Source organism: Arthrobacter melezitosi (assembly GCF_054511055.1).
The window spans coordinates 85,605-101,875 of sequence record NZ_JBTNDJ010000003.1; the positions used below are offsets into that span (position 1 = coordinate 85,605).

The 16,271-nt window shown below is 66.1% G+C and carries 8 protein-coding genes and 1 pseudogene; 6 read left to right on the plus strand and 3 right to left on the minus strand.

Going from position 1 to position 16,271, the window contains the following annotated elements; genetic code table 11:
* Positions 1-140: 140 nt before the first annotated feature.
* Genes ACX80W_RS04985 through ACX80W_RS05000 form a run of 4 tightly spaced genes read left to right on the plus strand, consistent with a single transcriptional unit; the run spans position 141 to position 8,499 of the window.
* Positions 141-809 (plus strand): hypothetical protein, encoded by a 669-nt coding sequence (locus tag ACX80W_RS04985; protein ID WP_459280994.1) that lies wholly within the window; start codon positions 141-143, stop codon positions 807-809.
* On the plus strand, positions 806-2,140 hold the full coding sequence (locus tag ACX80W_RS04990) for a CpaE/TadZ family protein (protein ID WP_459280996.1): 1,335 nt from the start codon (positions 806-808) through the stop codon (positions 2,138-2,140). Before ACX80W_RS04985 ends, ACX80W_RS04990 begins: the two co-directional genes overlap by 4 nt.
* 47 nt (positions 2,141-2,187) lie before the next feature.
* Positions 2,188-7,005, plus strand: a complete 4,818-nt coding sequence (locus ACX80W_RS04995; RefSeq protein WP_459280998.1) for an NAD-glutamate dehydrogenase — start codon at positions 2,188-2,190, stop codon at positions 7,003-7,005.
* A gap of 15 nt (positions 7,006-7,020) precedes the next feature.
* On the plus strand, positions 7,021-8,499 hold the full coding sequence (locus ACX80W_RS05000) for a sensor histidine kinase (protein ID WP_459281000.1): 1,479 nt from the start codon (positions 7,021-7,023) through the stop codon (positions 8,497-8,499).
* Between the two features lie 101 nt (positions 8,500-8,600).
* Here ACX80W_RS05000 and ACX80W_RS05005 read toward each other — a convergent pair whose 3' ends face one another.
* Complete coding sequence (locus ACX80W_RS05005) at positions 8,601-8,849, minus strand: WhiB family transcriptional regulator (RefSeq protein ID WP_459281356.1); 249 nt, start codon at positions 8,847-8,849, stop codon at positions 8,601-8,603.
* Between the two features lie 236 nt (positions 8,850-9,085).
* Here ACX80W_RS05005 and ACX80W_RS05010 point away from each other — a divergent pair, with 236 nt between their 5' ends.
* The gene (locus tag ACX80W_RS05010; RefSeq protein ID WP_459281002.1) at positions 9,086-9,508 is read left to right on the plus strand and encodes a hypothetical protein; all 423 of its coding nucleotides are present in this window, start codon (positions 9,086-9,088) and stop codon (positions 9,506-9,508) included.
* Positions 9,509-9,553: 45 nt separating this feature from the next.
* Here the strand turns inward: ACX80W_RS05010 and ACX80W_RS05015 are convergent, their stop codons facing one another.
* Complete coding sequence (locus tag ACX80W_RS05015) at positions 9,554-12,361, minus strand: FtsK/SpoIIIE domain-containing protein (protein ID WP_459281358.1); 2,808 nt, start codon at positions 12,359-12,361, stop codon at positions 9,554-9,556.
* Between the two features lie 708 nt (positions 12,362-13,069).
* Positions 13,070-13,570: pseudogene (locus tag ACX80W_RS05020) on the minus strand (FHA domain-containing protein); the annotation flags it as partial.
* Between the two features lie 525 nt (positions 13,571-14,095).
* Here ACX80W_RS05020 and ACX80W_RS05025 point away from each other — a divergent pair.
* Entirely contained in the window at positions 14,096-16,147 is a 2,052-nt protein-coding gene (locus ACX80W_RS05025) for an acyltransferase family protein (protein WP_459281004.1), read from the plus strand.
* The last annotated feature ends 124 nt before the right edge of the window (positions 16,148-16,271 follow it).

Consider the following 16,271-nt stretch of genomic DNA (forward strand, 5'->3'; position numbering starts at 1 on the left):
TGGTGAACGGGTTGTCCACAGATTCGGCCCGGCCCGAAAACGGATGGTTTATTTTGCGTCCCGCCTGCACAACAATGGCAGGACCACCGGCGTCCCTTCCGCCGGTGCCCGGGAGTACTCCGACGTACGGAGGAAGCTTCATGAGCGTAGACGCCAGCCGGACGGTTCCGAATGCCCCCGCGCCGCGGATCGGCAGGCCGTCCTGGCGGGACCCGAGGCTACTGGTCGGGCTGCTGCTCGTCCTCGCATCGACCGCCGGAGTGGTGGCCCTGGTCGGCAGCCTGGACCGCACCACCGAGGTCCTGGCCGCCCGCACCGAGCTTCCCGTGGGCGCCCGCCTGGAGTCCGGGGACCTCGTCACGGTCGCCGTGCGGCTGGGCAGTTCGGAGAAGGAGTATCTCAGGGCCTCCGCCGACCTGCCCGAGGATGCGGTGATCACCCGGCTCGTCCGGGAGGGCGAACTGGTGCCCGCGGCCGCCGTCGGCCGCCCGGATGAACTCGACCGGAAACCCGTGGGCCTTCCGGTGGAGGACCCGCTCCCGGCGGGCACCGAGGCCGGCGCCCGGGTGGATGTCTGGGTGGCACTGCCGGGGGCCGCCCCCGGGCAGGGGTCCCGGTTCGAGCCGCCGCGGCTCCTGCTTGAGGGAGCGGAGGTCTCCGAAATCGTGGTCGGCGAATCCGCCCTGGGTGCCGGCTCCCCATCCCGGGTCTATGTGCTGGTGGCCGACGGGGCCATGCCGGACCTCCTGAACGCACTGTCGAACGAAGCGAAGATCGCCGTGGTGCTGAACCCCCGGGGAGGACCGTGAGTGGCGCGGTCATTCCCGTTATCACCGTCGGCCCGGCGGCGGGGGAGTACGTCACCGGATTGGAGGAGCTCCACGGTCCGGTGACCGTGGTGCGCCGGTGCGAAGGGATGGCCGAACTGCTGGCGGCGGGCCAGGCCGGACTTGCCCGGGCGGCGATCCTCTCGCCTGGGACGGGAGACCTGACGGTCTCCCTGCTGGAGCGGCTGCGGGGGGCCGGCATCGCCGTCGTGGTGCTCGCAGGGGAGGCGGAGCCGGCCGCGGACGCCGGGATGCCCGGTGTGCTCAACGCGCCTCCCGGCATCGCCGCGGCCCCGCTGGCCGACCTTCTGGTGGCGGCCGTTCACAGCCTGACCGAGGCGGCAGGCCGGCCCGGTCCGGGCGCCTACGCGGATCCGGCCGCCGCCCTGCGGCCGGTCGAGGCTTCCCCGGAGCCGGCTCCCCGGCGTCCCGGCGGCGGAACCGTCACCGCCGTGTGGGGACCGACGGGCGCCCCGGGCCGCACCACGGTCGCGGTGAACATGGCGGCGGAACTGGCCGCGGCCGGCTCCAGCGTCCTGCTGATCGACGCCGACACCTACGGGGCCAGCGTGGCGGCCTTCCTGGGCCTCCTCGATGAATCCGCCGGCCTGGCGCAGGCCTGCCGGCTTGCCGATCAGGGCAGCCTCGACCCGGAAAGCCTCCACCGGGCGGTGTCCACGGTCGCCGTCGGGGGCGGGAGGCTGGGGGTCCTGACGGGGCTGACGCGGCCCGACCGCTGGCCCGAGATCCGGCCGGCGGCCCTGGCCCGGGTTCTCGACTGCGCCCGCGCGGCTGCGGACGTCACGATCGTCGACTGCGGGTTCTGCCTCGAGGCGGATGAGGAGCTCAGCTTCGACACCGTGGCGCCCCGCCGCAATGGAGCGGCACTGCGCTGCCTCGCAACAGCCGACTCGGTTTTCGCCGTCGGCGCGGCGGACGCCATCGGTGTCCCGCGGCTCGTGCGCTCCCTGGCGGTCCTCGCGGAGGCCGTGCCCACGGCCACGCCGAAGGTTGTGCTCAACAAGGTCCGTGCCGGGGCCGTCGGGCGCTCGCCGGAGGACCAGCTGCGGGAGGCCTGGGAGCGGTTCGGGCCCGGTACCCCCATCGGCGCCTTCCTGCCCGCCGATTTCGAGGCGGCGGACGAGGCGCTGCTGGCGGGTTCGGTGCTTGCGGAAACCGCCCCCGCGTCGGCCCTGCGGAGGGCGATCGCGGGCCTTGTCGATGTGGCGGTTGAACAACGTCCGCGCCGGAGGATTGGACGGAGCTCCAACGAAGTGAAGTTTTCGTGGATGCCCGTTAGGCTTCCAAGGTAAGGGGCCGCGAAGGGGCGGTCTTTCATCTCGTTACGGAGGCGTTTTTCATGTCGTCTGGATCCAGCGTCACGGATCAGTCCAGTTCAGACACGTCGCTCGAGGACTTCATTGAGCACTACTATGAACACCTCGCAGGGGAGGACGCCGACGCCTACAGCGGTTCAGTACTGCATGACCGCGCGCTGACCCACCGCCGGCTCGCCGAGGTGCGGCCCGCCGGGATGCCCGTGATCGAGGTCTTCGACCAGGGCGATGTCAGCATCGTCGCCATCGTCACCGACGACATGCCTTTCCTCGTCGATTCAGTCACCGCCGAACTGGTCCGGCAGGAGTGCGCCATCCGCCTGGTGGTCCACCCCACCTTCGTGGCAGCGCGCGATGACGCATCCCACGCCCTGCTCGGCCTCCAACGGGTCCCCTCCACCGCCGGATCCTCCAGCGGAGACACCGCGGCGCTTCCCGACATCTCGCACCTGATTCCCGGTGCCTCATCCATCGAATCCTGGATGTCGATCGAGATCAGCAGGGTCCCCGATGAGCGGGCGCGCGGCGCACTCGTTGGCGGCCTCCACAAGGTCCTCGCCGACGTCCGTGCCGCCGTTCACGACTGGCCAGCCATGCGCGGCAAGGTCCAGGGCATCGCCGATTCCCTGGACGAGGTCGCCGACCCATCGTCGATTCCGGACCTGCGCCAGGCCCAGGAACTGCTGAGGTGGCTCGACGACGGCAACTTCACTTTCCTCGGCTACAAGGAGTACGACCTCGTCGTCGAGGACGGCCTCGACGCCCTCGCCGTCCGCCGCGGCAGCGGCCTCGGACTGCTCCGTGACACCGATGCGGACCGGCGGATCCAGCACCTCACCACGGCGGGCCGTGCCAAGGCGCGCGAGAAGCGCGCCCTGGTGATCACCAAGGCCAACTCGCGCTCCACCGTGCACCGCGCCGCCTACCTTGACTACATCGGAATCAAGAGCTTCGACGCCCAGGGCAACGTCAACGGGGAGCGCCGCTTCATCGGGCTCTTCGCGACCAGCGCGTACACGGGGTCGGTCAAGAACGTGCCGATCGTCCGGGACAAGGTCACCGAGATGCTCGGGCTCTGCGGGTTCCCCTCCGACTCCCACTCCGGCAAGGACCTGCTCTCGATCGCCGAGACCTACCCGCGCGATGAGCTGTTCCAGATCGAGGTCCAGGACCTGGTTCACACGGCCATGGGAATCCTCCGCCTCCAGGAACGCCGCAAGACCCGGCTGTTCCTCCGCCCCGACGTCTACGGACGGTTCATGTCGGCGCTGGTCTACCTTCCCCGCGACCGGTACACCACGAGCGTCCGGCTCCGGATCGAGGAGGAGCTGCGCACCACCTTCCACGCCGACTCGATCGACTTCGAAGCCCGCGTCAGTGAGTCCGCCCTCGCGAGGCTGTTCTTCCGCATCCGGCTGGCCCGCGGCGGGGAGGTCCAAGAGGTCGACAGTGCGGAGCTGGAGGAGCGGCTCGTGCGGGCCGCCCGGTCCTGGGCCGAGGGCATCGCCGAGGTCGCCCGGGACACGTTCGACCATGAGGAAGCCGAACGCCTGTCCGGGCTCTGGGGCGAGGCGTTCCCGGCCGGCTACCGGGTCGACTACGAGGTGGAGGATGCCCTCGAGGACATCGGCCGCTTCGAGGCCCTCGACCCCGGCTCCGGTGCGCCCGGCATGCATGTCTACGTTCCCCAGCGCCCCGGCGCCGAGGAGGACGCACGGCTGAAGCTCTACCTCACCGAACCGAAGAGCCTCACCCAGATCCTGCCGTTCCTCCACAACCTCGGCCTCGAGGTCCTCGACGAGCGGCCCTTCGAGATCGAACGCGCCGACGGGCAGCAGTACTTCCTGTACGACCTCGGCCTGAGGTACCCGGCCGGCATCAGTCCACTCGACACGGCCGACCTGCTCAAGGACGCTTTCGCGGCCGCGGTCGTGGGCGCCAGCGAGTCCGACACCTTCGACCGCCTCGTGGTGCGCGAGCATTTCAGCTGGCGCCAGGTGCTGATCCTGCGCAGCTACGCCAAGTACATGCGCCAGCTCGGCAACGCCAACTCCTACGGCTTCGTCGCGGACACGCTGCTGCGCAACGCCGCCGTGGCCCGCGCGCTCGTCGCGCTGTTTGAAGCCCGGTTCGACCCGGATCTCGACTCCGACCGGGAGGCGGCGGCCGAGGCCGCCCGCGGAGCCCTCACCGAGGGACTCGAACGCGTCGTCACCCTCGATGCCGACCGGGTCCTGCGGACCTTCGCCAACCTCATCGGTGCGACCCTGCGCACGAACTACTTCCAGAACAAGCGGCACGTCAGCTTCAAGCTCGACACCCCCTCGATCGATGGGGCGCCGTTCCCCCGGCCGAAGTTCGAAATCTGGGTGTACTCCCCGCAGGTGGAGGGCGTCCACCTGCGCTTCGGCGAGATTGCCCGCGGGGGGCTCCGCTGGTCCGACCGCCGCGAGGACTTCCGCACCGAGGTGCTCGGGCTGGTGAAGGCCCAGACCGTCAAGAACGCCGTGATCGTGCCCACCGGGGCCAAGGGTGGCTTCTTCCCCAAGCAGCTTCCCGACCCCACGGTGGACCGGGCCGCCTGGCTGGCCGAGGGGACGGAGAGCTACCGCACCTTCATCCGCGCCCTCCTGGACATCACCGACAACCTCGTCACCGTCGATGGCAGGGAGACGGTGGTGACCCCCGAGCGGGTGGTGCGCCACGACGGCGATGACTCCTACCTCGTGGTGGCGGCGGACAAGGGCACGGCGTCCTTCTCCGACATCGCCAACGGGCTGTCGGCCGAGTACGGATTCTGGCTCGGCGACGCGTTCGCCTCGGGCGGCTCGGTGGGTTACGACCACAAGGCGATGGGCATCACGGCCCGCGGCGCGTGGGAGTCGGTCAAGCGGCACTTCAGCGAATTCGACCTCGACACCCAGACGCAGGACTTCACGGTCGTCGGGGTCGGCGACATGAGCGGCGACGTCTTCGGCAACGGGATGCTCCTCTCCGAGCACATCAAGCTCGTGGCGGCGTTCGACCACCGGCACATCTTCCTCGACCCCAACCCGGATCCGGCGGCCTCCCACGCCGAGCGCCGGCGGCTCTTCGAGCTGCCGCGCTCCAGCTGGGAGGACTACGACGCCTCGCTGCTCAGCGCGGGCGGCGGGATCTACCCGCGGCAGTCCAAGTCGATCCCGGTGTCCCAGCAGGTCCGGGCCGTCCTGGGCCTCGAGGACTCCGTGACCACCCTGAGCCCGCCCGAACTGCTCAAGGCCATCCTCAGCGCGCCGGTCGACCTGCTCTACAACGGCGGCATCGGCACCTACGTGAAGTCCTCGGCCGAGACCAACGCCGAGGTCGGGGACCGCGCCAACGACGCGATCCGGATCAACGGCAGCGATCTGCGGGTCAAGGTGGTCGGGGAGGGCGGCAACCTCGGCATGACCCAGCGCGGACGGATCGAGGCCGCGCTGAACGGCGTGGTGCTCAACACCGACGCGATCGACAACTCGGCCGGGGTGGACTGCTCCGACCACGAGGTCAACATCAAGATCTTCGTGGACCGCATGGTGAAACTGGGAAGGATGACGGCGGAAGAGCGCCCCGGCTTCCTGCACTCCATGACAGATGAGGTCAGCGAGCTCGTGCTGCGCGACAACATCGACCAGAATGTGCTGCTGCTCAACGACCGGCAGCGGATCATCGAATGGAGCCCCAGCTTCGAGCGCCTGATGGACTGGCTCGAAACCCACGCCGACCTGGACCGGGGCCTTGAGGCCCTGCCCACCACGAAGGCGCTGCGGGCGCGCATCGACACCGGAAAGGGATTGACCTCCCCCGAGCTGTCGGTGCTCGCGGCCTACGCCAAGATCGAGCTGGCCAAGGCGCTCACCCGCAGCGACCTGCCCGATGACCCCTGGTTCTCCGGAACCCTGCGCCGGTACTTCCCCCACCAGCTGGTGGAGCGCTTCGGGGACCTGCTTGACACCCACCCGCTGCGCCGGGAGATCATCGCGACGACGGTCGCGAACGACATGGTCAACATGGGTGGGATCACCTTCGCGTTCCGCGTCATGGAGGAAACCTCGGTCTCCGAATCCGACGTCGCCCGCGCCTTCGTCGCCCTGCGCGAGATCTACGAGCTCGATTCGATTGTCACCGCGCTTGAGGCGCTTCCCGCCGACTTCCCGACCGAGCACTGGTGCGAGGTCCACCTCGACCTGCGGCGCCTGCTCGACCGGGCCGTGCGCTGGTTCGTGAACCACGTCGAAGCCGGAACCACTGTCGAAGAGAGCGTCGCGGCGTTCAAGCCCCTCATCGACCCGCTGCGGTCCCGGCTCTCGTCCTTCGTCCGCGGCGGGGACCTGGAGCGCGTCCGGAAGTGGGCGGACGTCGCCCACGAGCGGGGGCTGCCCGAGTCCATCGTCTCGACCTGGGCCGAGCAGTTCGAATCGTTTGCCCTGCTCGATATCGCGTTCAGCACCCGGCGGGTCGACGAGCCGGTGGAGGACATCGCCCGCGTGTACTACGCCGTCTACGACTACTTCGACGTGGACAACCTCCTTGAGCGGATCACCCACCTTCCCCGTAAGGACCGCTGGCAGGCGCTGGCCCGGGCCGCACTGCGTGACGATCTCTACTCCACCGTTGCCGACATCACCGTGGCGGTGCTCAAAGCCTCGGAGATGCTCCGCGGAGGCGAGCCGATGGCCCGCCTGCAGGAATGGGAGGCCCAGAACGCCGACCAGCTGGCCCGGGCCCGGAACATGTTCGACGAGGTCAACAGCCTCGAACAGGACGATATTTCCTCGCTGTCGGTGGCGCTTCGCCTGCTGCGCTCCATCGTGCGCTGACGAAGAAGGACGTTCATGGCGATCTTCACGGACCCGATCCGGGACTACAAGGGCTTCGCGCCGGGGGACGCGGAGTGGCTGCACCTTCTGGTGGGGGACTGGCAGATGGTCGCGGACCTCGCGTTCGCCGACCTGGCCCTGTGGTTTCCGCTCGACGACGGAGGCTACGTTGCGCTCGCGCATGCCCGCCCGTCCACCTCGCACACCGTCTTCCACACCGATTTCGTGGGGGAACGGATCCGGGCCGACCTGCTTCCGCTGGTGAACCGGGCATGGGAAAGCCAGCGCATCGAACGCACCCCGGACGCCGAGCGCGGCGCGGAGGTTTCGAGGCGCGTTGAGGCGGTTCCGATGGTGCGCAACGGCCGGACCCTTGCCATTGTCACGACCCATATGGATACCTCAACCCCGCGGATGCCCTCCCGGCTCGAGCTCACCTACCGGCAGTGTGCGCAGGATCTGCTGCGGATGGGAACCCTTGGTCTCTGGCCGGACTTCGCGACGCCGACGGGCTCCCGGCGTGGCGCTCCCCGCGTCGGTGACGGCCTGATCCGCCTCGACGTCGACGGGGTCGTCGAATATGCGAGCCCCAACGGGGTGTCGGCGTTCCGGCGCCTCGGAGACGTCGAAACCCTCGAGGGGCGGTCCCTTGCCGAGATCACGACTCCGCTGCTGAAGGACCGCCGGATGGTCGATGAGACCCTGCCGCTCGTTGTGACCGGCCGGATGCCCTGGCGCACGGAGATCAGTTCGCGCGGCGTCAGCCTCTCCCTGCGGGCCATCCCGCTGCGGGACGAAAAGGACCGTTTCGGGGCGCTCGTGCTGGTGCGGGACGTCTCCGAACTGCGGCGGCGGGAGATGGAACTTGTCTCCAAGGACGCCACCATCCGCGAGATCCACCACCGGGTCAAAAACAACCTGCAGACCGTCGCGGCCCTCCTGCGGATGCAGTCGCGCCGGATGGTCAGCGAGGAGGCGAAGCAGGGCCTCGAACAGGCCATGCGCCGCGTCTCGACGATCGCCCTGGTGCATGAAACCCTCTCGCAGGGACTCGCGCAGAGCGTGGACTTCGATGAGCTCATCGCCCGGCAGTTCCGGCTCTCGGCGGAGGTCGCATCGCCGTCGCACGCGGTGCGCACCGAGCGCAGCGGCAGGTTCGGGGAGCTGCCCAGCGATTTCGCCACGCCGCTGGCACTGGTGATCAATGAACTTGTCACAAACGCCGTCGAGCACGGACTGGCCCACCGCAGCGGCACCGTGTGGCTCGAGGCCAACCGGCGGACCGGGCGGGATGGGGAGGAGCTGCTGGATGTCACAATCGCCGACGACGGCGTGGGTCTTCCCCCCGGGGACCACACCCAGGGCCTGGGCCTGCAGATCGTGCGCACGCTGGTGAACAGCGAACTCGGCGGAACCATCGAGTGGAGTGCGCGGGAGGGCGGCGGCACCACGGTGCACCTCGAAATGGGCCTTCGCAGCGACCGAGGCGCCTGAGCCGGCGGTGCCGGCGGAATCCCCGGCACGGCCGGGGATTAAATGCAGGAGGGCCGCCCGCGGGCGGCCCTCCTGCATTTGTGCGGCTGAATGCCTGCCGGTTATGAGGCGCGGCGGGCGCGGGCCGCCCGGCGCTTGAGCGCGCGGCGCTCGTCTTCGCTCAGTCCGCCCCAGACGCCTGCGTCCTGTCCGGACTCGATTGCCCACTGAAGGCAGGTGTCGATGACGGGGCAGCGACGGCAGACGCTCTTGGCCTCTTCGATCTGAAGAAGCGCCGGCCCGGTATTTCCGACCGGGAAGAACAACTCCGGGTCCTTATCCAGACATGCAGCGCGGCTACGCCAATCCATGCTGACCACTTTCTCCTATAGCCCTCATCTTGTGAAAACATTCACGAGAGCCCTCATAGTAAAGGGGCCGTATGCGGCCCCCGCTTTTATCTCAGATCAAGGCTGTCACGTTACGTTCCGGTAAACAAGGGCTGATGCACCGGGAGTTGCTCTGACAGATGAGGTTTAGGTCACAAGAGGGTGCGGGAGGGGTCCGGTCTTGGCCGTACTGGAACTATCTCCGGTAGGGTGCCAGTGTGTCAAGACCTCCCGAGCCAACCCCGTCTGTCCGTCCGCCCGGTGTCACCGTCATCGCAGTCATCCTCCTGCTCCAGGCTCTCGCCTTCCTCGGCCTCGGCGCCATTTTCCTGGGCAGCCTGGCCATGGGGGACCTGGTGTCCGTCGGCGGATCCGTGTTTCTGGCGGTGTTCCTGATCCTGCTGGCGGTGTGGCTGGTGGTGCTGGCCCGTGCGCTGTGGAGGGGATTCCGGTGGCCGCGGTCGGCGGCGCTGGTGATTCAGTTGTTCCTTGTCATCCTCTCGGTGTCGTTCCTCTCCAACGGGTCGGTGCTGATCGGCCTGGCCATGCTGGTGCCGGGCGCGGCAGTGCTGATCACCCTGTTCACCCGTCCCGTGCTCTCCTTTACCGTCCGGGTGACTGGGGACCGAAAGGTCCTGTAGCCGCGGGTTCGGTTTCCGCCGTCGCGCTATTCTCCGAGCGCGTCCTCAATGAGCGCGTAAATCCTCAGGGCACCGCGCCAATTGGACCTCTGTAGCTTCGCCCCGCCCGCAGACAAGTCCCCGTCCCAAGGGGGGTGACTCAGTGATGTCGAACCGTAAGCCAAAAAAGTCTCCGTCGGCAGGCGGGCGCGGCCGAAGGATGATGCCCGTTCCGGTGCTTCGTGCGCGGGCGGCGAGCGGAACTCGCGACAAGAGACTGGGCCCGCCTTGAGCCGTGACGACTGCCGCTGAACCTTGGGCCACCGTATCGACAAGACCCAACTGGACATCGTCCGGCAGATTATCGACATCGTCTATCAGGAGGATATTCCGCTCTGCATCCTGCCGTGCAGATGGTCTCAAGAGGAACGATCGCCAGAACCGGGCGGCGTTTTCGGCGCCCTGGCCTCGGTGGATGACCGCCTGACGCTGGCTTGGGTGGAGACCCGCGGCCCAAGCGAACATCCACACCAGGTTGGTCTTCCCGGATGAACGAGGCCCGAGAGCCAGGAAAGCCGTGCCCGGAGAAAGATCGACGTAGTACTGCTCCAGCTCATCGCCGGAGAGCCCTATCGCAAACCCGGTGGCGTCGGGACCCCTGATGCTTTTTGGGCAGGGCGAGAGTGCGCGCGCCTCAACCAGGGACGGAAGCGGGAGCACGTGGACCGGGGAGGTGGAGGGCTTGTCCGGAACGGGCGGCACCGGGTTCGGATTTACGACGAGCTGGCAAATGGCTCCCGGCCGTGCACCGGCAACAGGCCCCTGTGCAAACCCGCGCCCAGGGACGTTGTCCATCTCAGGCATGGGCGGCCAGGACATGCGGGTTTCCTGCTGAGCGCCGAAGGTCAGGTAGACGCGGTTCGGCAGGAGGGAGAAAAACCGCGACGTGATCAGCTCGCGGTCTCCGGTCAGAATCAGCGCCGCCGGGCTGGGTGTCCGGGCGATTGACTGAAGATCCTCCTCGGCACGGGCGAATCGGCCATTACGGAATCGGTCGGACCAATGACCCCATGCTGACACTGCAAGCAGAATCGTTGGGAGTTGTTGGCCGGTCGGTGCACGGGTTGTCACGAAATTTCCTGCGATGCGTTCAAGGACCCGGGCTGCGCGTTTTGTCTCCCAAGGATGAACATAGGCGCCGACCTGCGGAGCTTGCGAGAGAAATTCCAGGCTTAAGTCTCCGTCGAGTAGATAGACGTGAACGTCTGGGTCCATCAGAAGCAGAGTGCTGACCGTGTGCTGTAGCACCTGAGCACCACCGGATCCGGGAAGTCCAACTACGGCAAGATGGGAGTCGCGGGCGGGCCACCATCGAAGCGGTTGTTGATCCTGATCGGCGGGCAGATCCATCAAACCAAGCGAAATCTCTGGATCCAGTTGTGCACCCCTTCCTTTCCTCCAATTGGATGGACGTGTGGGCAGGAAACGGTCATCCCCGGCCAAGGTCCGGGGAAGTGGAGGCAACACCGGTCTTTGGGGGAGGGCATATCCCTGTGCCCTCGCTCCTTCCGCCAAACGCCCGACGGCCATTCGCAGAGGGGTTTGCTGGGCGTACGTGCGGCCGGGGCCCTCCGGCGTGATGGGGACCTCCGTGCCGGCCGACACCGGTCGGAGGTATCCGCGCAGGTCAGTCCAGCCAATGCGCTCCTCCTGCATTGGCTGTGTCGGGAATGGTGAAATGGAAGTTGACGAGGCCTGAAAGCACACCGGGGGCCGTGAGGCGACCCGGAGGTAGGCGCGACCCGGACGTGACACGGAAATCGCGGCAGCAACAGAAGAATCGAGAAGATCCTGGGATTCGAGAACTGTCTGCACTCGGAAGAGAACGCAGGACGTGATGTTGGCGCGAAGATCCGGTGTGACGGTGCCTTGGGGGCGCTGAGTAGCGAGTACAAGATGGACACCGAATGATCGACCAAGCGAGCCGATCTCTATGAGGCGTCCAATTGCTGAAGGCACTTCATCACTCAGCGCCTTCAGTTCATCGATGACAACGACCAGGCGCGGCGGGCACAACCGGGAGTCCTTTTGGTACAGGGATTGCAGGTCCTCCGCCTGATGCAATGCACAAAGGGCTTCCCTTCGCCGTAGTTCTGCGCGAAGGGAAGTCAGGAAACGGGATGTCGATTCTGCTGACAGATCGGTCAGAGTTCCCGCTGTGTGAGGGAGCCCGCTGAGGTCGGCGAGTCCGGACCCGCCCTTGTAGTCGATAAGAAGGAAGGCCAGTCTTTCCGGGGAGTAGTTTGAGGCCAGTCCAAGGACGAAGCTTCGAAGGAATTCTGACTTGCCCGACCCCGTCGTCCCGGCGACGAGCAGGTGAGGCCCATCTCGAACGAGGTCGAATTCGACCGGATGCCTGCTGGTGGCTCCTATCTGCGTGCGAAGCTGGTTCACCGGTGCGCGGTGATGCCATTTCACACTGTCCGATTCCATCAGCGGCTGATTTTGGCCGGGAGTCGTGACCCAAAAATCCACGCTAGCTGGTGGTTCGTCGAACCGGTCCGCGTCCGCCCTGATCCTCGGTTTCTCGGTCGGCTGAGTCGTGAGCCCCAGTGCCCGGGCCGTCCGCTCGAAGGCCGCACTGCCGACGCCGTCGGGCGAGAAGAACAGTTCCTCCCCCTGAAGTTGAGCCCGTCCGCCCGTGGGAGATACTTCGACGATTTCCCCGGAATCACAATGGGCTCGAGCGAAGCGAAGCACGTTGACCGTGTTGGACTGCACCAATGGGCCCAGGGCACCGAATTGGAAGACTATACGAACTGCATCGTGCTCGATTAGCTCGTCCAATACGTCCTGGTGCTTCACCAGCTTCACATTCGGGAGGAATCTAGCGGGCAGTAGAAGGTCCTGCTCATCTCCCCAGCAAACGATCGGAACGGAGCGGGAGTTGTAGGCCAGCTGCAAGAGGAGTGCCCGTGCAGTCCTCCTGACTGCCGCATCAGTTCCCCTGAAGGAGATGTCCCGCGCCGTGTCGTCCGGCATCCCAGAGATTGGGAGCGCAACAAGGACCGGGGTTCGGCGCAACACCGGTACGGAGGTGGCGTTCGATCCATCCATGGGAGCGATGTGTAAGGGCAGGTCTGCTGTACCGAGCCTTATATGGACGGCGTTGGGCGGGAAGGAGAAGTCTCCCGGTGGAAGCAGGGCGCGTTGCTTCAGGGCATGCACCACGCTGAGGGCAACTTGCCCATTGTCGGGCGCTGCCCGCCGGCGCCGGCTGTGGTCCTCTCTTGCTGCCTCTTCTAGTGCGAGGCTGTATTTCCTCCTTCTTTTTCCCCATCCGACGAGGGGGATCGCCACGCTGACGGCTGTCAGGACTCCAAAGGCGAGGAAAAACCATCTTCCAGTAACGAGCCCCAGGCCCACTGCAAAGATCAAGGAAAAGAGGGCGCTCAGAAGTAGTGCGCCCGGATAGCTGCCGGGTGGATCCGCACCCACAGGGAGTGGTTCGAAGGCCTCGGCCTGCCGGGCAGGGAGCCACTGTGAGCCATCGGGGAGGTGAATCCTGCAGACGCTTGCGCCAAGCAGTATCTCGGAGCGTGTAGTGATGGTGGAGCTCGAAATCCGCTGCCCATCGACGAAGGTCCCGTTCGTCGAATGCTCGTCCCGCAATCGGATGCTGTTCTCGGACACAGCGAGACTGGCATGGCGTCGTGAAAGTTCCGGATCCGACAAGCAGATGTCGGCATTAACTCGGCCAATACAGTAGGTGCCTCGATTCAGGGGGATAACCTGCCCGGAGTCGGGTCCAGTATGGACCACGAAGAACATCCCGGGGTGGTCTGCCGCAGGTCTTGGGACGTGAGCGCCAAATGTGATCACCGCCCCGTCCTTGAGAGGGAAGGCATGAGGAGTCAGCGCCGAGAGGGGCGTACCTCCAACCATCATCGGGCCGGGCACTCCATCTGCCAGGAGTCTTCGTTGAAGCGCGGCGCCGGTAGGAATTTCCTCAGTGTCGACAACAATCTCCCGGGCTGGGATTGTTGGCAGGGTCGCTGAGGCCAGTGTGATATGCAACTCCATTGAACGCCTTCTGGAAGCTCGGTTTGGACCCGGTCAAACACTAGGCTGCCTGCCGGTGCGCAGACCGATGCAGCCCGCCGTTGTGAACAACCCGCCAGCAATTGGCTACTGACCGTCCTCCGCCCCGATGGGTGAGCCGCTCGAGAAGATGTCGTCCGAATCCATCCGGTTCCCGCGCACTTCGCCGGCTTTGGAGTCGCCGCGCTGCGCAGGCAGGCATTCCCAGGCAGGTAGAATCTTCGAACGTGTCTATCGTGAGAGCCGGAGCGTCTGTTGTTGAGACGGATTTAGTCAACGACATGCTGGAATGCGTTGAAAAACATAGGGCGGATGCCGCGGAGTGCAAAACACCCTCACGTCAGGTCGGAGTGAAGGGTGAGGTGTCTCTCATCGAACGGATACCAGCACTGCTTCCGGGCATGGGGACAATGAGTCGCAGTGGGGACCACTTCATGAATGCAACGGCATGGTGAGGTACAGGGCGGCCCTAGCGCGCACGCGTGCAGCAAACGAGCGAGTCGCTCAATGAGCGGCGCGTTCCTGCTGACCGGAACGGCAAAAGTCCCCGAGCCGCGCTCTGGAAGAACCGAAGACCGCCGATTCAGACCGGAAGTGCAGGGCCTTCGGGCCATCGCAGTACTCATGGTGGTGGCCTACCACATCTGGTTCGGCCGCGTCTCGGGCGGGGTGGACATCTTCCTCCTGATTTCCGCCTTCCTCCTGACTCTCTCCTTCAGCCGCAAGGTCGACACAGGTCGACCGCTGGACTTGACGCGGCACTGGCTGCACCAATTCAAACGGCTTCTTCCCCCGGCCGTGGTAGTGATTCTCGCAACCCTGGCCCTTAGTGCGGTCATCGTTCCGCAGTCCCGGTGGATCGCGGTACTCGACCAGGCCTGGGCGTCGCTCCTGTACTACGAAAACTGGCTCCTTGCCTTCGAGGCAGTTGACTACTACGCCACTGATGACAGTCTCGCCAGCCCGTTCCAGCATTTCTGGTCGCTCTCGGTCCAGGGCCAGGTGTTCATCCTCTGGCCACTCCTCTTCGCGTTCAGCGCCGCGGCTGCAACCGCGCTTCGGCTTCGGTTCCGCGGAGTTGTACTCCTTGTTTTCGGTGGGCTGTTCCTAGGGTCCTTTGGTTTCTCCATCTACGAAACCTCTACAAATCAGGCGTATGCCTACTTTGACACCCGGGCACGCTTGTGGGAGTTCGCCCTCGGTACCCTCATTGCGCTGGCGTTGCCCTACGTCAAGCTGCACCGGAAGATCCGCGTGGTTGCCGGCTGGGCGGGCATGGCCGCGATGCTCAGCGGTGGATTCATCCTCGACGTCCAGGGTCAGTTCCCCGGCTACGTCGCCCTGTGGCCGCTTGCCGCGGCGGCGCTTATCATCCTCGCAGGGCAAACAGGCAGCCCTGTGGGCGTCGACCGCCTCCTGTCCTGGAAGCCGCTCATGCGTATGGGGGATCTCTCCTATGCCCTTTACCTCTGGCATTGGCCCGTTCTGGTCCTGTGGCTGATCTGGTGGGACCGGCCAAGCGCTGGCTTCTGGGGTGGCCTCGCCATCATCGCCATCTCGCTCCTTCTGGCAACTGGGACGACGCGGTTCGTCGAGCGACCGATGCGGGCATTGGCCTGGGCGGATAAACGGCGGCGCCGTGCTGTTCTCGTCCTCATGGCCTGCATCGGATTGGTCGCTGCGCCCGTGGCTCTTTGGGAGCGCAGCCTGCAGGCGAGGGCTGCGCAACTGCAGTCGCAGGCGGACACGAACAATCCAGGAGCGATGACCCTTGTCCCGGGTTTCGTCAACAGGGCCGATCCGGCGGCTCCCGTCATCCCGGCCATTTCCTCCCTGCAGGACGAGTGGGCCACCCTACCCGATGCGTGCGATCCAGCTTCTTCGATGGCTGCTCAGATTCAGGACGAGTGCCGTCAGCAGGTCACAGAGGGGGCAGACCGGGACATAGTCGTGGTGGGTGACTCACATGCCCAGCAGTGGCTCGCTGCGATAGGCCCGTTGGCGAAGGAGGAGGGATGGAACGTCCGCTCGTTCCTCCTGGGGGCCTGTTCATTCGGCTTCGGAGGAGTGCGGACCGCTGAGTGCGAGGACTTCAACATGCACGTCCGGGAGCACGTACTCGCTACAAAGCCTGATCTGGTATTCGTGATGGCTACCAATGCCTCTCCGACGGATCCCCAGGACAAGGCCGTTCCCGGACTCGCCGGGGTCGCCGAGGAATTTTCCCGCGCAGGCATCAAGGTAATTGGGGTACGCGACAATCCGCGGTTCGAGGTCAACATGGCGGTGTGCAGTGAGAAGGCGAATGACGCTCCGGGCTCCTGTGCTCCGCCGCGGAAGGAAACCCTCAGCGACACTCCGCCGTTTGAAGTGCTCCAAGCCGAAGCGCCGAACATCCGCCTGATGGACTTCACCGATCTGATCTGTGGCCCCGAGACCTGTCCGGCAGTTGTCGGGGGAGTCCGCGTGTACATCGACGACAACCACGTGTCAGCTTCCTACATGCGCAGCCTTCTGCCGGAGTTCCGCAGTCGATTTTTGGCCGCTGCCGGCTGGTAGGGCGCTGCGGGGTGTCCTCATGGATAGCCGGACAGTGCAGCCTGAACCGCCGTGATGCTTGGCGGGCGGAAGGGCCCGAGCTAGCGGTACGGAAGCGTTGCACGACCACGGCACGGGCGGCGCT